The sequence below is a fragment of the Erythrobacter sp. W302b genome, from assembly GCF_046452395.1.
Taxonomy (GTDB): Bacteria; Pseudomonadota; Alphaproteobacteria; order Sphingomonadales; family Sphingomonadaceae; genus Erythrobacter.
Map to the genome: position 1 here is coordinate 519,722 of NZ_JBKFDH010000001.1, position 23,464 is coordinate 543,185.

Consider the following 23,464-nt stretch of genomic DNA (forward strand, 5'->3'; position numbering starts at 1 on the left):
CCTTTTCGTCGTATAATTCGACGAACCAACAACCGCGCCTACACCCCTGAATTCTTCGTGGTTTGCTTGTGCACTGATTCGTTCAGTGCCTCGGATACAAGATCGTCCATCTGCTTCTGGACGCCAGTGCGGATGCTATCGCGAAGCGCCTCAAATTCATTGGTGCGATCAAAGCCTACGAAAAAGTCCCACGAACAAGCTGCAAAAGCTGCGTTCAAGTCGAACAAAGGTATGGCGCGATCCTCGCGCGATCCAACTAACAATCGGTCGCTAGCGATTGGCAATAGGATAGCTTCGACCTCATCGCGTTCTGCGAGCATAAGCGGGCTAGGAGTTCCAGAGTTACCGACAGCGATCGACACACAGTCAGGCAAAATGAGTGACACGTCGCTATGTAACACGTGCCAGTCCATTTCGCTTAATCGGTCAATCCACGCCTGCGGCGACAAACCTGTTTCAAGCGCGCGGCGTTGCGCATCTGCCGCAATTTCGAGTATCTTTGGTTCGGAAAAGCTATCAAACGACGCCTGCATTGGCACGACTAATGCTCTGTGAAATTCGGAAAAGTTTGCTTTAGCGTACGCGAATGCCCATTCAATAATTTGGTCCTCGCTAAGTCCCATTGCCGCGAACATTGCTGCGTAATCGGCAATGGGCTTTTTCATCGCGTTTCGGAAGAAGTCGGACGGGCTATTTCCCCCAAGGCCCATCAAAGCCTTTGCGGTTTGTTCGTCCGACATTGAACTTTGGAACCTGTGGAACAAGGCAGCGCCGCCAGTAGAAACGGACTTTCGGAAATGATCGTTTCGGACCGTTAAATGTGTGACAAAGGTCGCGGCTTGCAGCGTCTCTGCGCTGGCGCGATGTGGTAATGCCCGAAGGCCTACCAGCACATCCGCAAGAGGCGTTTCAAAATCAGTGATTTTGTCGTCGAGTGTTTGGGTTTTTCCTTCGACGTCAAGTTCAGAATAGAAGTTTCGTTCGGCTCCTACGCCGTCGGTTGCAGCCGTGAAAATGCCGCGATCGTACGTGTACGCTACAACTTGTTGTTTCGATCCCTTTCCCTTGCGGCTGAATCCGCGCAAAAGACTTTGTGGAATAAAATGCTGTTTCCGCCCCGACATACGCACCTCATGCTTGTGTGGTATATAGGGCGAAATCCTATCGGTTCGAGGGGGCATATGAGCGTTGATTGGCCAATCGTTTTTCAGGGTGTGAAAACGGTACTCGATCCAATTTCGAACGCCGCATGGCCTATCTCCATCGGCGCTATCGCTTGGGCGTTTCGAAAGCCAATCACGGCCATGATTGGGCGGGTGCGGCAGGTAAGTGGGTTCGGGGGCACTGCGGAATTTAATCCGCCTGAAATCGGATCGCAGCAGTCCGCCGACGCGACGAAGGCGTCACTTCCAGCCCTTACTGACACAAGCATCGCGCCGCCATCCGACCCGGTATACGACGCACTCGACGCGCAGCTTAAAGCAAACTTAGATAAACACATACAAGGCGGCGCTGAGGTGAAGCTGGCGTGGGCAATCAGGTCACGGTCGATCAGCGAAGCTAACCGGATGCATGAGACGAACTATCGATTGTTGTTTGGTTCGCAAATAGCTGCGCTGAAGTCCTTAAACGTGACTGGCCCGGCCCCCATTAGCGAATTCGAAAAGTACTATGCGACAGTCGCTAGCAACCCGGCAAATGAACCAATCCATAAGGACCGCAGCTTCAACCAATGGGCCGATTTCGTTGTGAACATAGGGTACGTCGTGGCGGTTGAAGGTTCGAACCCTGCGTTGGCGCAAATCACACCGTTTGGGCATCAGTTCTTGCAATGGATGACAGCGAACGGGGTGTCCGAGTTTAAGCCGGGCTAAGTTTCACACACTCATTGCAGGCGAGGCCATTCCGGTAAGCCGTCGCGGCTGTCGATACGCCGCGCTACGGTAGCATCGCCGACAAGCGTTACGTCGTGATCCATGCCCCGCCTACGAAGTTCGCGCCGAACGTCGGTACGGACGTTCGGTAACGAAGCGGCGGCTAGCAACACGACGCCGTTCCAACGCACCGTCTGCGCGTCCGATGCCGTCTGGATTACATGCAACATGGCGAGCCGCAACAGCTTCGGATATTCCGGGAAGTACGTTCGGGTGTTCGTCGCTAACTGCAACGCGCACATGCGTTTGTTCCGTTCGAAGCGCGCCCTAAGCGGCCCCTTCGCCAGCTTCGCAAGAAACAAGTCCGCGCCGATACGTTCGTCGGATTCGAGATATTGCGTGCTGTGTTCGAGGAATTCGGCGCACGTCCTGATATAGTCGAGCGCGAGATATTCGTCGGCGTCGGCGCGTTGACAAAGGCCAAGCCGTACGACCTTTTCTTCGGCGTAATCGAGCATGTCCTGTAGGATAACGTGCGCTTTATCGTTGAAGCGTTCTAGCCGCATTGCCCTTACTCGCCTGCGTCGATCAAGCGCGCGACGCGGCGGTGCCGTTCGGCGCGCTCTACGGCTTCGACGATTTCTTCGTCCGTCATATCGCCAAAATCCTCGCGTGCCTGTTCGCGCGGGACGAACGACGCCATTATACGAAGGTACGCGGCTGGATCGTCCGTCGCCAATTTGTCGAACGCCGCCTTACCGTGTTCGGCAAAGTGATCGACGACGGTTGCGAGGAAAGTTTCGGTAAGCCGGTTACGCGCGCCCTTGGGCCGTCCGCCACCGATATTCCCCGATTTGAAACGGCCGCTGGCGTCGCGTGCGAGCGCCGGGGGCTGTGCACCCCCAGGAACCGGCTGGATGCCCACAGGGGGCACCACAGCGGGCAGATTGGCAGGGTTCGCGGGCCAAGGATCGTCACCGGGCACTGTACGGCCCTTTCCCCGGCCCATAGAGCCGTTCGTCAATGGCTAAGGCGTTGTCGAGCAATACGCCAAGCGGCGGGTTTTCGCCGTCCGGTATGTTGTTCGCTGCCACTTGCGGCGTGGGTTGCGATCCGGTTTCCGGTTCGTTCGGTATCCAATTGTCGGCCATGTTCGTTCCTTTGATTTCGGGAATGGGTGCGTGCCCGTGCCGGGGTTCCCGTTCGACACGGGCACGCGGGCGCTAGCTGGCTAGGATTCCATCCTTTGCCGCCTGCGCCTTAGCGATACGATCCGAAATGTCGGCGACCTTGCCGTGCGGGAACATGGCCGAAACCGCCATAATTGCTTCGTCGAAGGTGCGCCGGTTAATCTCGACAGACTTTTCGATAGCCGCCTTACGTGCAAGCGGCTTCGCGGCGTATTTCTCCGCATACAGGCGGCGGAAAAGCGCCTGTTCGTCGTCCGAAAAGCCCGACAGGAACGACGGCCCGGACAACAGCGCGCCAAGCGTTTCGGCGTCCCGTTTGTCGATTGCCGCGCGGATCGCGTTAATGCGATCATTCTTCGCCATTTGCAGGAAGTGCGCGCGAATTTCCGATGCGTACTTGCCGTCCACAATGCCGAGTTCATCGACAATCTCTTGTTCGATTGTCGCAATGGCAGCTTCGGCGGCTGTCCGCGTCGCTTCGGCTTTGCGCGCGCCGTCCGACAGCCATTGCTCCGCCTTCTTCTTCACTTCCATAAAGTGCGCTTCGGCCGTGCGCGTCGGGTCTTGCGTGCCAAGTGCGTTTTGGATCGCGCCGAACCCCTTGCGTAGAAAGTCATGCGTGCCGCGCATGTTCGATACGATAGGATCGTTTGCGGCGGCTTCGGCAAGGTCCGGCGCGACGTACTGTTCGCCCTTTAAAGCGTCGCCGCCAATATCGTTCAAGGATGCTGCGTTGGTAGCCATCGGAATTCCTTTCGTGATGATAGTGTAAGTTCGGTTGTAGGTTCGGTTCGAATTCGCGCTGTAACGTGCGGAAATGCGTTCGATTTGGCGGACGCAAATTCCGCCGACTTCCCACAGTTAGGGAAGGCGAGCCGCCCCCAAGGGCGCGCCTTTCCCTAGGGGGGTTTGGGGGGTGAGAAGGCTGGGGGTCGGAAGGGGTCGGCACCGGGGTCGGCATGGGGGTCGGCATAGGGGTCGGAAGCGGTCAGAAATGGGTCGGAAGGGGGGTCGGAAAGCATTTCCGCGCCCGCCGCTACGACGATTTCCTTTCGCTTCGACGCCGGGCCGACATGCTCGACGCGAATGCGTTTGGTTTCGAACAGCCTTTGCATTGCCGCTTCGAAGCCGGATCGCTTGAACGATTTGCCAGCGGCAGTTTGCGCGAACATTAGCGCGGCGTGCGTGCGTGATGCCGGGTGCGCGGACACTGTGCGGCCCTGCGCTGTGAATTCTGCCAGCAATCGCATGAACAGTTCGTCGGCAGCTGTTTCGGCCGCGATCCTGTGGGCAGGTCCGTAACTCACTTCGGCGACGAGTTCGACGGTGCAGCTTGTTATCGGATCGCCGTCGTCGTCCACGCCAAGAAACACGGTATTGAGCGTGAAGGCGTGTTCCTTTTCGTCGTTGCCGTCTTTTACCTTGTCGGCTTTCCAAGTGCGTCCGGTGTCTTTCCGGCTAACGAAAATCACGGCGTCGGCTGCGTCGAACAGACTTTTCATACCGCTAATGCCGCGCGTTTCATCCTTGCCGGTATGGGCGACAAGCACGACGACGCCGCCGATCATGGATTGCAGCGATAGCGCCCCGGCGACGTTGGCGGCGCGCAGTTTCGCGTCGTTCGGATCGTCGTCGCCTGCGCGTGCGAACGTGTCGACGATCACGACGCCGCCTTTCGGGCAGACTTCGGCAAGCGCCCGTACGTCGTCCGGGTTGGTTAGCTTGAATGTTTCGAGAATGACGCGGAAACCGTCCGGCAATTCGCGGCGGTTTCTGGTTTCCCATGCCAGAACGCGGTTGCGAATACCGGCTTGCCCTTCAAGCGCGAGATACACGACATTGGCGGGCTTCGTGCGGTAGCCGAACCACGAAGGGGCGTCGGCGACGGCGCAACCCATGTCGATCGCGAGGAAGGACTTACCCGACGCGCTAGGGCCGTACATGACGGCTAGGCCATGCGCGGGCAGCACGCCTTTGATGATCCAGCGCAGCGGCGGCAGCGCCCGTAGATCGGCCGCGTTAAGGGGCTTGTACCGCTGTTCGGCCGGGATCGCGGGCACGACGCCGACACCGGGCAACCAATGCGAACCGTTCGCCGTCATGCCATCGAAATTCGCGACGGGCTGTTCGTTGTCGAATGCGCGACGGATCGTGCTGGCGCGGTAGTCCGTACGGTTCCGCGTCTTGTCGCGTTGGCCTTGCGGACTGCGAAGCCAAAGCCGTTCGATTTGGTCCGGGTTTTTCGTGTAGAAGGCGAGGAAGTTCACAAGGGCTTGGTCGATTGCCGAACCGGATTTGTCGCTGCCGGGCAACGCCGATCCGTCGCCGTTCCAAAGGCGCACGAACTTGTCGCCGTTCGCCGCCTTGGCAGCGCGCTCGTAAATCGTGTCGTCCGCTTCGGTAGCTTGCCGGTAGAACGTGCTAGCGTCGCCCGTTGGCGAGGCGGTCGGCGGGGCCATTTCGTCCCACAGGTGCGAGAGCAATTCCTGCCGTTCGACGATTGGCGCGTCGTTCACTACGTCGCCTGTCATGGTAAAGAAGCGGCCGTACGGGTAAAGTTCGACGCAATCTCGCCGCCTGCCTGTGGGCACCGTGCCGCGAACGATTATGTGCACGCCTTGCCCGGACGGTGAACGTTCCGTGTAGCTGTTGAAGGCAGCGTAAATGGCGTCGTGCCGGGCGCGAATTGTCGAATCGTTTGTCGGATCAATGTCGATACCGGCAAAGGGATCGTCGGCCGTGAAAACGAAGCCGATGCCGTCGTAATCAATAGCAGCCGTACACGCGTCGTCGAACGTCGCCCATGTGGCCGGATCGGAAACGCTGGCAAGCGAACCGTCGCGCGGGTTCACGGGCAGCTTGGCGCGCTTGCCGCCGCGATCTTCGTATTTCCAACATACCCATTGGACGAACGGCCGCATGTCGGACGGAATGCGCGCGAACGGCCTTGTAGGGACAGGATGCAAAATGGCTGTCACGGATCAAGCGGCAGCCATCGGACGCGCGGCAAGCCATGCGTCAATATCAGCCGAACGCCAGCCGACAGCCCGTTCGCCAAGCTTGATCGGACGTACGAATTCGCCGCGCGCCATCATGGCATAGATCGACGCCCGGCTAAGGCCGACGTAGCCCGTAAGTTCGGGCATTCGCATTACTTTGTTGGACATGCTCGGTCCCTCCAAGGTGATCTTGGAAGGTGGCTAATCGTTGCCCGGTTCGCCGTGAGGGGGGAATTAATTAGTCGGCGGCAGATCGTCTAAGCTGGCAAGTACAGCCTTGATTTCTTCAATGTTGGCGGCGGCTCGCTTCTTCCGTTCGTGCGGCTGTACGCTGCGATGAATGCTGCGCTTTCCCAATACGCCAAAGTCCCGAACCGATAGTTCGCCATCTCGGAACGCTTCTTCGACGTAGTCAACGAAATCGCTAAAACGCTCCGATGCCCGCAATTCTTCGACAGTGGGTGGTGTCGTATCGCGCGCGCCAATATGCAGCGGGAAAAAATGGCGCGCAGCTTCGCGAATGCTATCGAACTGCCGTGAACGGACGGCTTCGGCCGCTGCGACGGCGTATTCGCGCTTTCGCGTACCGGGGGGACGCCCGCGCGGCCGCTTAGAGGGCGTGTCGTCGGTCACGCGCGCGCCTGTGCCATCGGAACGACGTTGTTGCCCACAGTATTGGGGCGCTCGCAGTACGCTGCCCAATCCGCCATTAGCAGCGCCCGCTTCGGCAAAAGCGTGCTGCGCTGATATGCGCGCTCGACAGCATCGGGCAATCTGTGGGCAAGAGCGTGTTCGATAACTTCGCGCGGGTGCGTCGTCATGTTGCCAGCGAATTCGCGGAACGTGCTGCGAAAGCCGTGCGGCACAACGGGATCGCCCGACACGCGATCTACGAATTTCGGAGTTTCGCCATTCATGCGGCGAACCGTCATAGACAACGCCATGTCCGACAGCTTGCCGCCGCGCGTTGCGGCGAAAAGGTACGGAACGTCTTTGATCCGGGGCAGCGCCTTCAATAGCGCGATTGCCGCGTCCGACAGCGGCACGTCATGTTCGCGGTTCGCTTTCATGCGTGCGGCCGGGATCGTCCAAACCTTCGCGTCGAAGTCGATTTCGGCCCAAGTCGCGCCAAGCACTTCCGATGATCGTGCGGCCGTTAGAATGGCGAATTCGAGCGCACGCGCCGACGTTCCTTCGCGCTTACGAAGATCGGCCATGAATTCGAAAATGCGCGTGTAAGGCAACGACGGTTGGTGGCGCTTTGCTCGCGATCCGTCGCCTAGCAGCGGTTGAAGGTTGCCCTTCCACGCGGCCGGGTTGTCGCCTTCGCGGTATCCCATAGCTTTCGCGTAATCGAACACGGCTTCCATGCGGCCCCGAACGCGGCTCGCGGTTTCGTGCTTGGTATCCCAAATCGGACGAAGGACGGCTTCAACGTCGTGCTTCGTGACTTCGCCGACAGGACGTTTGCCAAGCGTCGGGTACACGTACGTTTCGAGCGTCGAGGTCCACTGCGCGATATGCTTGGGGTTCTTCGCATTCTTCGTCTTGTTCGCGATCACTACGGCGGCGCAATCGGCAAACGATTTCGTGCGGGCGCGCTTTTGCCGTTCGGCGTCGGCTTGCGCGTCTTTTTCGGCAAGCGGATCAATCCCGTCGAGAATGAGAAGGCGAGCCTTCGTCGCGCGCTTGCGGGCTTCCTTCAAATCGAGTGTATTTGCGCTGCCAAGCCCCATGTGCCGGGAACGCCCGTGCAGCTTGTACCGGAAAATGTACGACTTCGTGCCGGTGGGCGACACTTGCAGATACAGCCCGCCGCCAAGGCCATACCGCCCCGGTTCGGATTGCGACTTCGCCTTCGTTACCTTCGATAATTCCTGCGACATTTAGTACACCCTTGTACGATAATGAGTTCGGTTTCCCGGCCCACACCTGAACCCACACCCTGATAGCAGATCGTGCAAGATTGGAATAGACGCATTTGGACGCTAAAAACGTAGCAAATTGGGACACTTGGCGACGATAATAGACGCTATTAGATCGCCTTAGATATGGCGGAGCCGGACACCCTCTCCGCCAGTTTGCTCTGAAAAGATCGACCTTTTCCGCTTAACAGCCCGCGTTCGCTTAACCGCATCCCGATACACTTCGTGCTGTCTAAAGCATGGGGCCCGGGATTGCGTTCGCAGCCCTAACCGGCATGCCGGTGAGTGCGAAAATCGCCACCGCCAGCTTCAGTATGAGCGAAAGCGATCGATGAGCGCGCAAGATGCCGAACATGAACGTTGCTAAATGTGATGTTGTCACATATCAAGCGCCGCAGGGAAACACGACGGGGCTTGCAGAACGACATGAAGACCATTGTCTTGGCTGCGGCCATTTCCACGTTGCCGACAACGCTGCATGCCCAGGAAAGCAGCAAGAGCGGTTCAGATCAGGCGGAAGACATTGTCGTCACTGCCACAGCTATCGCCAAGTTGGACGTGCCGCTGGCCGAAACCCCGCAGAACATCACCGTCATTACGCAAGAGGCATTCGAGCGTCAGAACGCCACCAGTGTTGAGGAAATCCTGCGTTACGTTCCCTCGGTGCAGGCCGAGCTTTCGGGGCGATCGGGCTTCGATGCCTTCCTCGTGCGCGGGTTCGATCAGTCCCGCTACCAGTTCCGCGATGGCCTGCGGCTCGATCCGGGGTTCCTCCAGCAGCAGGAGCCGGGCGGGCTTGCTTCGATCGAGGTGGTGAAAGGCCCCGCCTCGGTGCTGTTCGGACAGATTGCGCCGGGCGGCGTAGTCAATATGACGAACCGCGTTGCGTCGTCCGAACGCGTGGCGGATTTTGCGACAACCATCGGCACGGACGATTTCTATCGCCTGTCCGCCGATATTGGCGGCGCGATCAACAGCTCCGGCACGCTCTCGGCCCGCGCGCCGATCGTCTATCTCAATCGCGGTGACACGCAGGACTTCGTCGGGGCGGAGCGCATCTTTGTCGCGCCGAGCGTGACTTGGCAGCCGAGTGACGCGACGACTCTGAGTCTGCTCGGGCTCTATCAGCGCGACGACTATGACCGCACCATCGGCGCGCCGTTGGTGGGAACCTTGCGGCCAAGCCCGGCCGGGCCGATCCGCCGCTCGCTGTTTCTGGGGGAGCCGGGGCTGGACCCGCTCATGTCGGAGCAGGTGCAGATCGGATACCAGTTCTCTCACCGGTTCAGTGACGCGATCCAGTTCCGCTCGCGCCTGCGGTATAGCGACCTCAGCCTCGAAGGCCCGATCGTGCAGGCCCCGCGCGGCGGGTCGACCCCCACCAACATCACCCGGCGCGGCTTCGAGTTTACGGGTGATCGCACGATGCTCTCGACCGACAACCAGCTCGAAGCGGTCTTCGGCACGGGAAATGTCGAACACCGAGTGATGATCGGGGTCGACTATCAGGACTTTACCGACCGCAATGCAGGCGAACTGTTCGGCCTTGCGCCGATCAATCCCAACGCGCCCGTATACGGTGCAGCGCCGGTGCCGCTGGGGCCGTTCTTTTCGGCCGACGTGGGGTTGGAGCAGGTCGGCCTCTATGCGCAGTATCGCGCCAAGATTGCCGAGCGGTTCATCATCGTCGCCGGGGTGCGGCAATCGGATTCGGACACAAGCAGCACCGATGTGCTGGCCGGAACCACCCGCACGCAGGACGATAGCGATACCAGCTTCAACGCGGCAGTGATGTATCTGACCGATGCGGGGTTCTCACCCTACCTCAGCTACAGCCAGTCCTTCGAGCCGCAGTTCGGGTTCGATCCGCTCACCAGCGGCGAGACCCCGCCGCCCTCGCAAGGCGAGCAGATCGAGGCGGGGCTGCGCTGGCAATCGGCGGACGGGCGGCTGTCGGCGCAGGCGGCGGTGTTCCAGATCGACCAGACCAACATCGTGCAGGGCGATCCCGCCAACCCCGGCTTCAGCGTGCTGATCGGCGCGCAGCGGCACAAGGGGGTGGAGATCGAGCTCAGTGGACGGATCGGCGAGGTGCTGATTGTTCAGGCGGGCTACACCTATCTCGACGCCAAGGTGCGGGCGAGCAACAACGGTGATGTCGGCCTGACCTCGCTCAACGTGCCGGAAAATTCGGCGAGCATGTTCCTGACGTTGGATGGCGACGCGCTGGGAGCAGCGGGCAGCGAGGGCAGCATCGGCGTGCGTCATGTCGGCGAGCGGCGCGCCAATGACGCGCTCGACATCCTGCCCGCCTTCACCGTGTTTGACGCTGCGCTGCGACACGATTTTGGGCCGCTCGAAGCTGCGCTCAACGTCAAGAACCTGTTCGACGAGACCTACTTTATCGGCGGTGATTTCCGCGCGGTTTTCTTCGGTGAGCGGCGGCAGGTGCAGCTCACCTTGTTGACGGGGTTCTGATGGAGATGCAGCCCGCGGTGATAGAAGCAAAGGGCCTGACCAAGCGGTTCGGCGATGCAGTCGCGCTCGACCGCCTCGAACTTCAGGTCGCGGCCGGTGAGACGGTGTGCCTGCTGGGAGCCAACGGGGCGGGCAAGACAACGACCATCAACCTGTTCCTAGGCTTTCTGGAACCGTCGGCAGGGGCGGCGCTGGTCGACGGAGTTGAGGTCTCACGCGATCCTGCTGCTGCGCGGCGCAAGCTCGGCTATGTGGCCGAGGTCGTCGCGCTTTATCCGACGCTGACCGGGGCGGAGAACCTCGATTTCTTCGCCCAGCTGGCGGGCGAGCGGGTGGACCGCGGCGAGCGCGATGCGATCCTTGCGCGGCTGCGGTTCCCCGATGGCGCAATCGATCGCCCCGCAGGCACCTATTCCAAGGGGATGCGCCAGAAGCTGGGCCTTGCGATTGCGCTGATGAAGCAGGCCAAGGCGATCCTCCTCGACGAGCCGCTCTCAGGTCTCGATCCGGCGGCGGCCAATGATCTGGTTGCAGTGCTGCGCGAGACTGCGGCGGGCGGGACAGCGCTGCTGATCTCCACCCATGACATCTTCCGCGCCAAGGATGTCGCCACCCGCATCGGCATCATGCGCCACGGGCAACTGCTCGCGATGATCGATCCGGCGACCCTTTCCGCCAGCGAGCTGGAGGCGATCTACCTCACCCATATGGCCGAGCGCGCGGCATGAGTATCACCACCGCGATCATGGGCAAGGATCTGCGCGAGCTGCGGCGGGATCGGCGGGTCGTTGTCATGGCAATGCTGGTTCTTGCGCTGGCCGTCACCGCGTTGTTGACCGCCTATGTCCGCATCAACGCTTACGAGGTGGACCGCGCTGCCACCATCGCCGCTGACCGCGTGACATGGGAAGGGCAGGGCGCCCGCAACCCGCACAGTGCGGCGCATTTCTCCAAATGGGCGTTCAAGCCGCTGACCGCGCAGGCCGTGCTCGATCCGGGCATCACCGCCTTTGCGGGCAGCGCGGTGTGGATGGAAGCGCACAATCGCAACCCGGCGGTCGCCCGGCCGATTGACGATCAGACGGTGATCCTGCCGAGCGGCGACTTCAGCCTCGCCTGGGTGCTGCAGGTGCTGATGCCGCTGCTCGTTGCGGTGATCGCCGCCAGCTGCGTCGCGCGCGAGCGGGAGCGCGGAACACTGCGGCTGATGCTGGCGAGCGGGGTCGGCGCGGCAAGCCTCGTGAGGGCCAAGCTCGCTTCGGTGGGCGCGGTGACGCTGGCGCTGGGGGGCGCGATCAGCCTCGTCGGGGTGATCGCCGCGGCGGGTGCCGGGCCCATCGATCCGGCAAGGCCGGGCCTGTGGCTCCTCGCCTATGGCGCGTTTCTGGCGATCGTGGCGGCGATCGCGGTGACGGTGTCGCTGCATGCGCGCTCGTCGGGGCAGGCGCTGATGGTGCTTGCGGGGTTGTGGCTCTTCGCCATCGTCCTGACCCCGCGCGCCGCCGCATCTCTCGCCGACTATGCCGCCCCGGCACCGACCGGCGAGCAGTTCTGGGCCGATGTCGCCGCGGCCAAGGCGGCCTATCCCAGCCCTTTTGCCGAGGGGATGGAGGCCTTCGCAGCCAAGGTGACGGCGCAATATGGAGTGAGCCGGATCGAGGACCTTCCGGTCAGCTTCGGCGGTCTCCAGCTCGAGGAGGACGAGCGGCTCGGCAACCAGGTCTATGACGAGACGTTCCGTGCGCTCTTCGCCGTCTACGATGCCCAGCGTGCGGTGCTGCGCTGGGCAAGTCTCGTCTCCCCGCTGCCCGCCCTGCAGAACATCTCGATGGCTTTGAGCGGCACCGACCTGCCGCACCAGATCGCCTTCCAGGAGCAGGCCGAAAGCCGCCGCCGGGCGGTGGTGACGCAGCTCAACACCGATCTGATCGAGAACGGCGCTGGCGCCGATTTCGACTATCTGGCCAAGCCGGAGCTGTGGGCTGAAGTGGAGGATTTCACCTTTGCCCCGCCTTCGCTGGGCGAGACGCTCGCCGGGTTGTGGCGCGAGGCTCTCATCCTGCTGGCTTGGCTGGCAGCGGCGATGGTTCTGGTGCAGCGCGCGGCACGGCGGCTGAACGGTGCGGGGCAATAGCGTGCTGGGGATGATCGCGCTCGAGCTGCGCATGATGTTGCGCGAGCGTGCGGCGCTCGGGCTGTTAGCGGTGCTGGCAAGCGCGCTGGTGCTGGCGTGCCTGTCGGGCGCGGCGCTGATGCAGAGCCAGATCGAGGGGCGGACCGCCGCTCAGATCCGTCAGAGCGAGGCGACCGAGCAACTGCGCGAGCGGCTTGCCGATGCCGAGCTTCCTCCCGAGGAGGCGATCCTTACGCCTTACCGCCTGCGTCAGGTGCTGATTGCGCCGCCGCCCGTCCTCGCCGATTTGAGCGTCGGGCGCGCTGCGCTCGATCCCTATGCCACCACGGTCACCATGCGCACCGGCCGCGACACGCTGTTCCAGCGCAGCGGGCTCGACAACCCGGAGCTGCTGGTGCGCGGCGGCATCGACCTCGCCTTTGTAGTGGTGGTGCTTGCCCCGCTGGTGCTGATCGGGCTGCTCTATGGCCTGTTCGCCGCTGACCGCGATAGCGGCATGGCCCGCCTCATCGTTGCGCAGGCGGGCAATCCGGTGCGTCTGGTGACCGCACGCATCCTTCCGCGGCTTGCGCTGGTGTTACTAATGATTGCGGCGACGGTGCTCGTGCAACTGGCGAGCGGGCCGGATGTGGCGGGCCGCTGGCAGGCGGCGGGCGTGTGGCTGCTGGTGGCAGCTCTGTTCCTGCTGCTGTGGGCTGCGTGCGGGGCTTGGATCAACAGTCTCGCGATAGGCGCGGAAACCGCCGCCTTCACGCTGGTCGCGCTGTGGGCGCTCGTCACCTTGGTGTTACCCGCTGCCTTCTCGGCCATCGTGCAGGCGAGTTACCCGCCGCCATCGCGCTTCGAGCAGATCGCCGCGGCCCGCGCCGCCGAGGTCGCTTCGACAGAGGCCTATGAGAACGATCATCCCGAGATCGCATCAGGCGAATTCGAAGGTCGCCTCGCCTCGATCCGCAAGACCTGGGACGTGGCGCAGAAGGTCGAGGCCGCGACCGCCCCGATCGACCGGCGCTTCACCGAGCAACTCGCCGCGCAGCAGCGCTTTGCCGAGGCTCTGTCGTGGGCCTCGCCCGCTCTTGTGGCGAAGCGGGCGCTGGAGCAGGTGGCCGGCACCCATGCCACGACCGGGCAGGACTTCCGCACCGCAAGCGAGGAATACCGCGCTGCGCTGCGTCGGTTCGGCGGCGGGTTCGTGGAACGCGGAGCCATCATCGGAGCCGCTGACGCCGAGCAGATCCCGCGCTTCGCCTGGTCGCCCGTGCGCCTGATGCCTTGGGCTGCGATCATGGTTCTGGCGGCGCTTGCTGCCGGTCTGATGCTTTTGGCGGGTCGGCGCTTCTCGCGCCTCAAATTCGCTTGACGGCGGTGGCATCACGACGCGCGGCGCTGCTGGCATCGGCATTGATGCTGGCTCCGCTCTGTCCGGCGGCCGCGCAGGCGGATGATCCGCCTGCCACGCAGCAACGGGACACGGGAACCGCTCAGAAGCGTGATACCGCGGTGCCGATCGCGCTGGTCAACCGGTCGGCGGAGAATGTCATTACCCAGGCATCCGACGCCTTTGGCACCAGCGTCGGGGACGAGACCATCGGGCTCTACAATGGCGGCAATGTGCGCGGGTTCTCCGCCTTCGCAGCGCAGAACGTGCGGATCGAGGGGCTCTATTTCGATTCCCAGGCCGCCTTCAGCGATGCGGTGCGCGCCGGATCGACCATCCAGGTCGGCATTTCCGCCTTGGGCTATCCCTTTCCCGCGCCCACAGGCATCGTCGACTTCGCCCTGCGGCGGGTGGGCGACAAGCCGGTGGTCAGCGCACGCACGGGCTTCGGCGATTTCTTTGCGCCCTTTGCAACGGTCGATGCCGCGCTGCCGCTCACCGGCAGCCTCGATCTCAACGTCGGCGCGGGAGTTGAGGAGTTCGTCTATGCGGACGGGGCCGATTTCTGGTTCGTGCGATACGGCGGCGTCGTGCGCTGGCGGCCTGCCGAGGGCGTGGAACTCACCGGCTTCTTCAGCCGCTATGACTATTTCGACGAAGAAACGACCCCGGTGATCTTCACCGCTGGCGCTTTTCTGCCCAAGCGCATCGCTCGCAATCGCTTTGTCGGACAGGACTGGGCCGACTGGGCCGGTCATTCGCAGAACTTCGGCGCATTGGCGAAGGTGACGCGCGGGGACTGGCGGATCGGACTGGGGCTGTTCTCCTCCCGCTTCACCATCGACGAGTTCGGCGCCAATTTCTTCGCCAACACGCAGACCGACGGCAGCACCGAGCGGCAGGTGCTGCTAGGCCGCGATCAGGTATCGCAGTCCTACTCCGGCGAGCTTCTGGTGGAGCGCGAATTCACCGAGGGCCCGCGCCGCCACCGGCTGTTGGCCTCTGCACGCTTTCGCCGGGTCGATGACGATCTGGGTGGCTTTGCCTTCCGCAATATTGGGCCCGGCGAGATCGACGTCGCCGATCCGGTGCCCGAGCCCGCAATTAGCTTCGGAGCGCTCACCCGCGACAAGATCCGGCAGGAGATCGGCGCGCTCGGCTATGCAATGCAGTGGCTTGGGCTGGGCGAGATCAATCTCGGGGTGCAAAAGACTCGCTACCGCAAGGAAGTCCTGGCCCCCGGGCGTGCGCCCACCGCGAATGCCGACAGCCCGATCCTGTGGAATGCCTCGGCGGCAATCACCGCGATTGACGGTGTCGCCCTCTATGCTGCTACCACCCGGGGCCTTGAGGAAAGCGGCACCGCGCCCTCTTTCGCTGCCAACGCCAACCTCACTCTGCCCGCGCTGCGGACGCGTCAACTCGAGGCCGGGGTGCGTTGGACGCTGGCGCAGGACGTCAAGCTGATCGCAGGGCTGTTCGACGTGCGCCGCCCCTATTTCGAGCTCGACGCTGATAATTTCTTCCGCGTGCTGGGCGATGTGAAGCATCAGGGCGTGGAGCTCTCGCTGACCGCCAAGCCGGTGGCGGGGCTCAATGTGGTGGCAGGCGCGGTCCTGATGCGCCCGCGCGTTACCGGCGAGGCGGTGGAGCAGGGTCGCTTGGGCGAACGACCGCTGGGCCGGGTGGGCGCGACACTCGACCTCAGGCTCGATTATCAACTACCTGCCTTTGATGCCCTTTCGGTCGATTTCGGCATCAATTACACTGGCGACCGAGCGGCGCGGATCGATAACGCGCTGTTCATCCCGGAGCGGGCGATTGTCGATCTGGGCGCGCGCTACCGCTTCAAACTGGGCCGCACACCCGCCGTGCTGCGCGCACAGATCGCCAACCTGACCAACACGTTCGGGTGGAACGTCACCGGTGGCGGGGGATTCCAGTTCATCGCCTCGCGCAGGTTCAATCTATCGCTGTCGGCGGATTTCTGAATTCGGCCCTCGTTCTTCAACCTTTCTGTTGTTTGCGCCATTCGTTGGGCAAGTTTTCGCCCGCTGCGCGCCGGCGACGTCGTCCGGAATATCAATGTCGCTGACAGCTTCTGGCGCTGGTTCGCGATCGCCTGCGCGGCGCAATAGCCGGCCAACGGCTCAGCCCTGCGCTTCGTCAGCGAAGCAGGGCCAGACGACCCGACCCAGCGACGTACCACGGGCGGGCTGAGAGTGAGGGCCGATCCCGCAGATCGCAGTAATCGCGTCATTATTTTGGCTTGACCAGCGATGCCACTTCACGTTCATTCATGTCGGGGATTTAAGGGGGGGAGTCATATGATTGCGACGTTTCATGTCCGTGCTGCGGTGCTGCTGACGGCCAGTGCCGCGGCAGCGATAAGCACCAGTCTTGCCGCGCAACCCGCGTCCGTTCGCGCCGATCCGGTGACCGAGACCGTCCACGGCATCACGCTCACCTATGAATACCGTTGGATGGAAGACCCGGCCAACGCGCCCGAGATGCTGGCCTTCGTCGAGGCAGAAAACGCCCGCGCCCGCGCGATGCTGGACGCCCTGCCCGAACGCGCGTGGTTCGAACAGCGGCTGGCTGCGCTGTCGTCCGATATTGATCGCGTCTCGGGCTATCTGCAATGCGGCGATATCGCCCTGTTCCGCCGCGTCCGGCCCGGCGAGCAGACGCCCCGGCTTTATATCCGCGATGGCGCGGGCGAACGCATGCTGCTCGATCCGGCGGTGGTCGGGGGCGATCCGCTGGCGAGCTTCGGCGCGATCGAAATTGCACCCGATTGCCGCAGTGTCGCGGTGCAGGTGTCGAGCGGCGGATCGGAGGTCGGGCGCGTCCACCTGATCGACATTGCCAGTGGCAAGGACATCGGCCCGCCGATCGAACGCATCTGGGGCGAAGGCTCGGCGAGCTTCGTCGGCCCGGACAAGGTGACCTACACCCAGATGGCCGCCAACCCGGAAGGCGATCCGATGCTGGGGATGACGGCTGTCATCGCCAACCGCGATGGCACCGGGGCGACGGTGGTGCTCGGCAATGGCGTGCTGGTGGCGCCGGAGCAGGCTGCGGTCATCCTCGCCGTCCCTGACGAGCCCTTCGCGCTGGGCGCCGCGGTCGGCGCGCGGGTGGATAACGAGTTTTTCCTCGCCCCCATGGCCAGCCTGCTGGCGGGCAAGCCGCAGTGGCGGCAGGTCGTAACGCTCGCCGACCGCATCACCATCGCCCTGCCGCGCGGCAAGGCGCTTTATGCGATGAGCAGCCGCGACAACCCGGCAGGCACGATATTGCGCTACCCGCTCGCCGACGATGGCACGCCCGGCGCGCCCGAGGTGATATTCGCCGGATCGCCCGAGCGGCTGGTGCGCGATATGCGGGTCACAAAGGACGGGGTCTATGTCCACGCCACCCGCGACGGCGCGGCGCAGCTGTTCTTCCTGCCTGACGGGCGCGGCCCGGCGCAGGAGGTGGCGCTGCCGTTCGAAGGCTCGATCGTCACTCTGAGCCCCGATGCCGACGGACGCGGGGTTAGCTTCGGCCTGAGCGGCTGGGCCGAGGCGCTGACGCAGTTCCACGTCGTGGGCGGCAAGCTTGAGGCGACCGGCCTTGCCTCGGGCGTGTGGGAGGGGGCCGCCGGCATGGCTGTCACCCGCATGGAAGCGGTCAGCAAGGACGGCACCAAGGTTCCGCTGGTGGTGATCCGCTGCAAGGGCGATGCCGGGCGCACCCCTACCATCATCGAGGCCTATGGCGGCTACGGCTTCGACAACATCTCGCCCGGCTATGATCGCAACGCAATGGCTTGGCTCGATCGGGGCGGCGCGCGGGCCTATTGCGGGACGCGCGGCGGGGGCGAGCGCGGGCGCGACTGGCACGAAGGCGGGCGCGGCCCCAACAAGCCGCGCGCGATGGAGGACCTCGCCGCCTGTGCCCGGACACTCACCGCGGCCGGGATCGCTCCCGAAGGCGGCCCGCTAATTACCGGCGCGAGCATGGGCGGCACGCTGGTGCCGACGGCGGCGCTGACTGATCCTTCCGCTTTCGGCGCGCAGATCACCATGGTCGGCGTGGTCAACGCCAGCCGCATCGCCTTTGCCGAGAATGGCGCGAACCAGTTCGACGAGATGGGCAATCCTGCCGATCCGCAGCAGTTCCGCGATCTGGTGGCGATGGACGCCTACCAGATGCTCGCCAGCAGTGCCTCACCCCCGCCGCCGAGCCTGATGACCATCGGCCTCAATGATCGCCGCGTCGCCCCGTGGATGACCGCCAAGTGGGTCGCGCGGGCGCGGGCCAAGTGGCCTGACGCACCGATCTATCTGCGCGGCGATGCGGATTCAGGGCACGGCATCGGCACCGCCGAAGGCGTGCGCCGCAACGAAACCGCCGATCTGTTCGCTTTCGCCTGGACGCAGCAGTCGCGGTGACGACTGCACTGGCGCGTCGAGGCTCATTCGAGGGAGACGCAACGGGGGCAGGACAGGCAGTTCTGCGGTGACGGTCCCAAAAGGGCCAACACAGGGCGTGATGCCGATAGCGTCGACAGCTGCTCAAGCCCCTTGTCGAAACAGGGCATGATCTGCGACAGGGAGGCGAAGATGTTGCATAACGCCCTGAGCTGTCCGCGACATTCTACCTGTACCGGCGCATCGGGGCTTTGGTAGCGTGTGACAGAAATGTCGAGCACAGTGCTTGTAATCCGGTGATCCTGCCCGATTGGCTCGCGGCGCGTCTCGAACCATATGTCCGCGGATCCTGTGCTGGTGGCAGGCACCTCCAGCTGATCGTCAAGAAGCGCCGCAAACCGCTGCTGCTCTCGGTGGGAGGTCTTTCGTCCCGATCAAGGGGGTCAGCGCGCATAATAGCCAAATTGACAGAAAATCGTCAAATCTTGCCAAATGGCATTGCTGAGCCTATATATGGCCTCCGGAGAACCGCCATGCTGGCTTTGCAGCCCATTGATACTGCCGTTACCGCCTTCCGTCCTGATCCGATTACCCAGGACGAGGCGGCTGCCATGTTCCGGGCAGCCCTCAATCTGTTCGGCAAGTGGGAGCTGACCGACGAGCAGGCCGCAACCCTGCTCGACATGCCGGTTCGCTCCTATCGCCGCTGGAAGGCGGAAGGGCCGGGGCGCGTATCGCGTGACGGCCGTGCGCGCCTCTCCAACCTTATGGGCATTCACAAGGCGCTTCGGATCATCTTCTCCGAGGCGGCCCGGGGTTATGTCTGGATCAGGACGGCGAACGAGGCGTTCGGCGGGGCCAGTGCGCTTGAGGTGATGCTGGGAGGCGAGCTGACCGACATTATGCGGGTGCGTCGCTACCTGGACGCGACACGCGGTGGCTGGTGAGCGGATCGCCAGATATCCCCGTTTCTAGAGTTGAGTGGAAGGGCGCTGTTCGGATCATCCGGAGTGCCTTTCCGCCGATCGACCTGTTCGAGGATATCGCTGATCCAGCCGATTGGCCGCTGCTGATCTCGGCAGAGCAGAAGACCAATCCTCGCATCATGGCGACGATTGGCAATCTTGACCTCGTTCCAGAAGGGCGGCGTGTCGGCGGCAACGGTGCCTCTTACCTCATGGCGCCATTCACCCACGTCAGCACCGACCGGCCCAGCCGCTTTACCGATGGCAGTTTCGGCGTGCTCTACGCTGGCGACCGGTTCGAGACCGCGCTCTTCGAGACGATCCACCATCACGCCCGTTTCATGGCGCGAACCCGGGAAGCGCCGGGATGGACCTCGCAGTTCCGCGAAATCGTCATATCGGTCCATGCAGACCTCCATGACCTGCGAGCTCTCACGGGAGAGCCGGCTCCAGTGCTTGATCCCGATAGCTACAGCGCATCTCAAGCGTTCGCGCGGCAACTTAAGGGCGCGGGATCGGACGGGATTGCCTACCCGAGCGTACGGCATCCGGGTGCGGAATGCGTTGCGCTCTTCTACCCCGACCGCGCGTCAAATCCCCTCCAGGGGCGACACCTAGATTACCACTGGGACGGCCAGCGCGTTGACCTTGTCCGCGATGCCGGATCCGGGTCTGTTTTCCGAATTGTCAGTTTGCCGAGCATGGGCTGAGTGCCGATGACGTGCTGAAGATTGGCGGCTCTCGGCGCAGAGGCGGCCATTCGGCCAATCGGTCAGGCATCAAACAAGCGACAAGCAGCCGCAAAACGCATTATCTCGGCACCACCGGCATCGCGCTGATCTTCTTCGCCATGACGAAGTGCCTGGTAACAAGCTAGGCCCGGTGGCCGATGATCAGGCCTTCGGGCTGCAATCGGCTGACCCGCCGCCAGCAGCGTTCTGTTGATTTGGTCGAATTCGATCGGCCGTGTGGTCAAATGACCCAAAACCTAGGCCAATTTGCCTTGAAAATGGTGCTGAAAATCTGCCCGCACCATGCGAAATGATGCGCATGGACGCAGCCCCGAACCGTGCTCCCCGCCAAGCGACCGGTCCCGCCTGTCCCTTCACTGGACCGCGCCGATCAATGAATCGCTGGCGGCGCGCGCGTCGCCAAAGCGCTCGGCTACGAGTTCGTTCCGCCACAGCAGTTGCTCGTTGTCTAGCGGCAGCTGACGCACTTGGGCCACGCCATCATCACATCACTTAACTTTTTCCGGAGAGGCCCACAAATGCGCCGTACCATCACCCATATCGGCGAACATGCTCTCGCCCCGGCTTCGCTCATGATGAGCTACGGCTTCGATCCGAAACTGTCCGAAGGCGCGATCAAGTGCCCGGTGTTCCAGAGCTCGACCTTCGTGTTCGAGAGCGCGGCGGCGGGCAAGAGTGTGATGCAACTTGCCTACGGCCTGCGCGAACGTGAGCAGGCCGAGGACCCGGCGCTGATCTATTCGCGGATCAACAACCCCGCGCTCGAAATCCTCGAGGATCGGCTGGCCCTGTGGGACAAGGCTGACCGGGCACTGGTCTTCGCAAGCGGGATGGCGGCGATTTCGACCACTGTCCTCAGCATGGCACGGCCGGGCGACGCTATCGTCTACACAGCACCGGTCTATGGCGGTACGGACTTCCTGTTCGACAAGCTGCTGCCACAATTCGGCATCCGCTGCCACCCGGTTCACGGTGATCTTGGCGATGCGGCGATGCAGCAGGCGGTCGAGCGCGCGCGGGCCGGGATCGGTCCGGGCGGTCGGATCGCCGCGATCTACGCCGAGAATCCGGCCAACCCGACCAACCGGCTGATCGATCTCGCCATGCTGGCCGACCTGGCCCGTTCTCTCGACGGGCAGTCGGGCGGGCGGCCGAAACTGCTGGTCGACAACACCATGCTCGGCCCACTGTGGCAGCAGCCGCTGGCGCACGGGGCGGACATCGTGATCTATTCCCTCACCAAGTATGTCGGCGGCCACAGCGACCTCATCGCGGGATCCTGTGTCGGCAGCGAGGCCGATCTCGCTGCGATCTCGGGGTTTCGCACGATCCTGGGAACGATGACCGATCCGCACACGGCCTGGCTCCTGCTGCGCAGCCTCGAGACCCTATCGCTGCGGATGCGCCAGGCCGAGGCGAGCGCGTGGAAGGTAGCCGAGGCGCTGGGCGCCCATCCCAAGGTAGCCGAGGTTGGCTTTCTCGGCTTTGTCGATCCGGCGAGTGAGCAGGGCCGCATCTTCGCCCGCCAGTGTTCGGGCGCAGGCTCGACCTTTTCGGTGTTCCTGCATGGCGGCGAGGCCGAGGCGTTCCGCTTCCTTGACGCGCTGAAGCTCATGAAGCTCGCCGTCAGCCTCGGCGGCACCGAGAGCCTCGCGTCCTATCCAGCCGGCATGACCCATGTCGACGTGGCGCCGGAGATGCAGCGCGCCTATGGCATCAGCGACAACCTCGTGCGCCTGTCGATTGGAGTGGAGGAGCCCGAGGACCTGATCGCGGATTGCCTGCAAGCGCTCGATCAGGTGTGAGGACCCCGCGGGCCGGACCTCAGCGGCGGGCGAGGTCGCCCGCCATGGTTTCGGCCAGCTTCTCGAGCGCCTTGCGGTCGACCTTATGGGTGCCGCCCACCGGCAGGCCATCCAACACCGCGATCCGCCGAGGATGAGCATATGCCGGCCCATGCTCAAGGGTGAAGGCCTTGAGCGCGCCGGGATCGAGCGTCTCCCCGCCGACCGGCACGACGAAGGCGACCGGGACCATGCCCTTGATCTCGTCCGGCACGGCGATCACGGCCGCCTGCAACACCGCCGGGTGGCGTTCGAGCAGCTTCTCGACCTCGCCCGGATAGACGTTCTCGCCGCCGCACACGAACATGTCGTCGGCGCGTCCGACGAAGTAGAACCAGCCGTCGGCATCGCGCCTGACGATGTCGCCGGTGTCGTACCACCCGTCGCTGAGCTTGTTCGCGGTCACTTGGGGCAGGTTGAGATATTCCTTGAGCACGGCGGGCGTGCGGGTAAGCAGACGCCCTTCCTCCGGCGACCCGTCGAGCAGCTTCCACTCGGTGCCGGGATAGGGATAGCCGATCGACAGCGGCGGGCGGGCGAGCCCTTTTGGGTGCGGCCCGAACATGGCCGGCCCGCTCTCGGTCGTGCCGTAGGAATTGCGAACGCTCGCATTCGGGAAGATCGCCTTTGTTCGCTCGATCAGGGCGTTGGTGAGCGGGGCGGAGCCGATGATGACGTTCCGCACCGAGGAAAGGTCGAGCCGGGCGAGGAGGTCGGTTTCGCGCGCCATCATGGCAAGCATGGTCGGAATGCCACTCACCATGGTCACCCTCTCGCGGGCGGCGATCTCGAGATAGGCGCGCGCATCGAAGCGCGGCATCGACAAGGTCCGCCATCCCGCGGCGAGCGCGACCGTGGTGAAGAACAGCCCGTTCATGTGATAGGTCGGCGCCGCGATGATCGTGCACTCGGGTTCGTCTGTGAGAGTGCCGAGAAAGACCTCGAGCGCCCAGACCTGTCCGGCATGGTCGAGCGGCACGCCCTTGGGCAAACCGGTCGAACCGGAGGTGTAGAGAATCTCGCACAGGTCGCCCGGCTCGGGACGAAAGACCGCGCCCGGTTCGGCTTCGAGATAGCGGCGATGCGTAGCGCTTCCAAAGGCGACGAAGCGCGTGCCTTCTGGCACAGAGCTGGAGAATTCGGCGTCACCCAGCACGAGACGACAGGCCGAGTCCGAAAGGATATGCGCGATGGTCGCGGCTGGCAGCCGGTAATTGATCGGCACCGGAACCAGCCCCGCGCGCATCAGGCCGAGATAAGCGATAATGAAATCGGCGCCATTGGTGCCAAGCAGCCCCACCCGGTCGCCCACCGCGAACCGCTCGGCCATCGCTCCACCGAACCGCGCGGCGCGACCCTCGATCTCGCCAAGTGAAAGGGCGATGCCAGTTCCTTCATCGACAAACGCTGCGGCGCTGCCGACCGCAACCTTCGCGATCGTGTCTCCGAGATTCCGGCTCGGGAAGCGGACGCTCATGGGCGGATCAGAACCTTGCCGACCACTTCG

General features: G+C 63.3%; 21 protein-coding genes. 11 read left to right on the forward strand and 10 right to left on the reverse strand.

Annotated features, from left to right (window positions below; genetic code table 11):
* Positions 1 to 38: 38 nt before the first annotated feature.
* Positions 39 to 1,124, reverse strand: coding sequence for a DUF4238 domain-containing protein (locus ACLBKT_RS02505; RefSeq protein WP_410181399.1), 1,086 nt, complete (start codon positions 1,122 to 1,124; stop codon positions 39 to 41).
* A gap of 57 nt (positions 1,125 to 1,181) precedes the next feature.
* Here ACLBKT_RS02505 and ACLBKT_RS02510 point away from each other — a divergent pair, with 57 nt between their 5' ends.
* Positions 1,182 to 1,874 (forward strand): hypothetical protein, encoded by a 693-nt coding sequence (locus ACLBKT_RS02510; RefSeq protein WP_410181400.1) that lies wholly within the window; start codon positions 1,182 to 1,184, stop codon positions 1,872 to 1,874.
* An 11-nt stretch (positions 1,875 to 1,885) separates the two neighbouring features.
* On the opposite strand, the gene ACLBKT_RS02515 is transcribed toward ACLBKT_RS02510, so the two are convergent.
* The 8 genes from ACLBKT_RS02515 to ACLBKT_RS02550 all read right to left on the reverse strand — a co-directional run bounded on the left by ACLBKT_RS02515 (position 1,886) and on the right by ACLBKT_RS02550 (position 7,949).
* Complete coding sequence (locus ACLBKT_RS02515) at positions 1,886 to 2,440, reverse strand: hypothetical protein (RefSeq protein ID WP_410181401.1); 555 nt, start codon at positions 2,438 to 2,440, stop codon at positions 1,886 to 1,888.
* Between the two features lie 5 nt (positions 2,441 to 2,445).
* Entirely contained in the window at positions 2,446 to 2,799 is a 354-nt protein-coding gene (locus tag ACLBKT_RS02520) for a hypothetical protein (RefSeq protein ID WP_410181402.1), read from the reverse strand.
* 49 nt (positions 2,800 to 2,848) lie between these two features.
* Positions 2,849 to 3,025 (reverse strand): hypothetical protein, encoded by a 177-nt coding sequence (locus ACLBKT_RS02525; RefSeq protein WP_410181403.1) that lies wholly within the window; start codon positions 3,023 to 3,025, stop codon positions 2,849 to 2,851.
* A gap of 72 nt (positions 3,026 to 3,097) precedes the next feature.
* Positions 3,098 to 3,808 carry a hypothetical protein gene (locus tag ACLBKT_RS02530; protein WP_410181404.1) on the reverse strand — a complete coding sequence of 237 codons (711 nt, stop codon included), beginning with the start codon at positions 3,806 to 3,808 and terminating at the stop codon, positions 3,098 to 3,100.
* Positions 3,809 to 3,963: 155 nt separating this feature from the next.
* Complete coding sequence (locus tag ACLBKT_RS02535) at positions 3,964 to 6,042, reverse strand: AAA family ATPase (RefSeq protein ID WP_410181405.1); 2,079 nt, start codon at positions 6,040 to 6,042, stop codon at positions 3,964 to 3,966.
* Positions 6,043 to 6,045: 3 nt separating this feature from the next.
* Positions 6,046 to 6,210, reverse strand: a complete 165-nt coding sequence (locus ACLBKT_RS02540) for a helix-turn-helix transcriptional regulator (RefSeq protein WP_410181406.1) — start codon at positions 6,208 to 6,210, stop codon at positions 6,046 to 6,048.
* A gap of 87 nt (positions 6,211 to 6,297) precedes the next feature.
* Complete coding sequence (locus ACLBKT_RS02545) at positions 6,298 to 6,696, reverse strand: hypothetical protein (protein ID WP_410181407.1); 399 nt, start codon at positions 6,694 to 6,696, stop codon at positions 6,298 to 6,300.
* Entirely contained in the window at positions 6,693 to 7,949 is a 1,257-nt protein-coding gene (locus tag ACLBKT_RS02550) for a tyrosine-type recombinase/integrase (protein WP_410181408.1), read from the reverse strand. Before ACLBKT_RS02550 ends, ACLBKT_RS02545 begins: the two co-directional genes overlap by 4 nt.
* Before the next feature lie 465 nt (positions 7,950 to 8,414).
* Here ACLBKT_RS02550 and ACLBKT_RS02555 point away from each other — a divergent pair, with 465 nt between their 5' ends.
* The 10 genes from ACLBKT_RS02555 to ACLBKT_RS02600 all read left to right on the forward strand — a co-directional run bounded on the left by ACLBKT_RS02555 (position 8,415) and on the right by ACLBKT_RS02600 (position 21,918).
* Positions 8,415 to 10,466, forward strand: coding sequence for a TonB-dependent siderophore receptor (locus tag ACLBKT_RS02555; protein ID WP_410181409.1), 2,052 nt, complete (start codon positions 8,415 to 8,417; stop codon positions 10,464 to 10,466).
* Positions 10,466 to 11,194, forward strand: coding sequence for an ABC transporter ATP-binding protein (locus ACLBKT_RS02560; RefSeq protein ID WP_410181410.1), 729 nt, complete (start codon positions 10,466 to 10,468; stop codon positions 11,192 to 11,194). The genes ACLBKT_RS02555 and ACLBKT_RS02560 overlap by 1 nt, the downstream gene beginning before the upstream one ends.
* Complete coding sequence (locus ACLBKT_RS02565) at positions 11,191 to 12,600, forward strand: DUF3526 domain-containing protein (RefSeq protein ID WP_410181411.1); 1,410 nt, start codon at positions 11,191 to 11,193, stop codon at positions 12,598 to 12,600. Before ACLBKT_RS02560 ends, ACLBKT_RS02565 begins: the two co-directional genes overlap by 4 nt.
* Complete coding sequence (locus ACLBKT_RS02570) at positions 12,587 to 13,960, forward strand: DUF3526 domain-containing protein (RefSeq protein ID WP_410181412.1); 1,374 nt, start codon at positions 12,587 to 12,589, stop codon at positions 13,958 to 13,960. The genes ACLBKT_RS02565 and ACLBKT_RS02570 overlap by 14 nt, the downstream gene beginning before the upstream one ends.
* 5 nt (positions 13,961 to 13,965) lie before the next feature.
* Positions 13,966 to 15,969 carry a TonB-dependent receptor gene (locus ACLBKT_RS02575; RefSeq protein ID WP_410181413.1) on the forward strand — a complete coding sequence of 668 codons (2,004 nt, stop codon included), beginning with the start codon at positions 13,966 to 13,968 and terminating at the stop codon, positions 15,967 to 15,969.
* 336 nt (positions 15,970 to 16,305) lie between these two features.
* Positions 16,306 to 18,417, forward strand: a complete 2,112-nt coding sequence (locus ACLBKT_RS02580; protein ID WP_410181414.1) for a prolyl oligopeptidase family serine peptidase — start codon at positions 16,306 to 16,308, stop codon at positions 18,415 to 18,417.
* Between the two features lie 512 nt (positions 18,418 to 18,929).
* Complete coding sequence (locus tag ACLBKT_RS02585; protein WP_410181415.1) at positions 18,930 to 19,343, forward strand: antitoxin Xre-like helix-turn-helix domain-containing protein; 414 nt, start codon at positions 18,930 to 18,932, stop codon at positions 19,341 to 19,343.
* Complete coding sequence (locus ACLBKT_RS02590) at positions 19,340 to 20,071, forward strand: RES family NAD+ phosphorylase (RefSeq protein WP_410181416.1); 732 nt, start codon at positions 19,340 to 19,342, stop codon at positions 20,069 to 20,071. The genes ACLBKT_RS02585 and ACLBKT_RS02590 overlap by 4 nt, the downstream gene beginning before the upstream one ends.
* 11 nt (positions 20,072 to 20,082) lie before the next feature.
* Positions 20,083 to 20,238, forward strand: a complete 156-nt coding sequence (locus tag ACLBKT_RS02595) for a hypothetical protein (RefSeq protein WP_410181417.1) — start codon at positions 20,083 to 20,085, stop codon at positions 20,236 to 20,238.
* A gap of 393 nt (positions 20,239 to 20,631) precedes the next feature.
* Entirely contained in the window at positions 20,632 to 21,918 is a 1,287-nt protein-coding gene (locus ACLBKT_RS02600; RefSeq protein ID WP_410181418.1) for a cystathionine gamma-synthase family protein, read from the forward strand.
* Between the two features lie 19 nt (positions 21,919 to 21,937).
* On the opposite strand, the gene ACLBKT_RS02605 is transcribed toward ACLBKT_RS02600, so the two are convergent.
* On the reverse strand, positions 21,938 to 23,434 hold the full coding sequence (locus ACLBKT_RS02605; protein ID WP_410181419.1) for a class I adenylate-forming enzyme family protein: 1,497 nt from the start codon (positions 23,432 to 23,434) through the stop codon (positions 21,938 to 21,940).
* Positions 23,435 to 23,464: the final 30 nt, after the last annotated feature.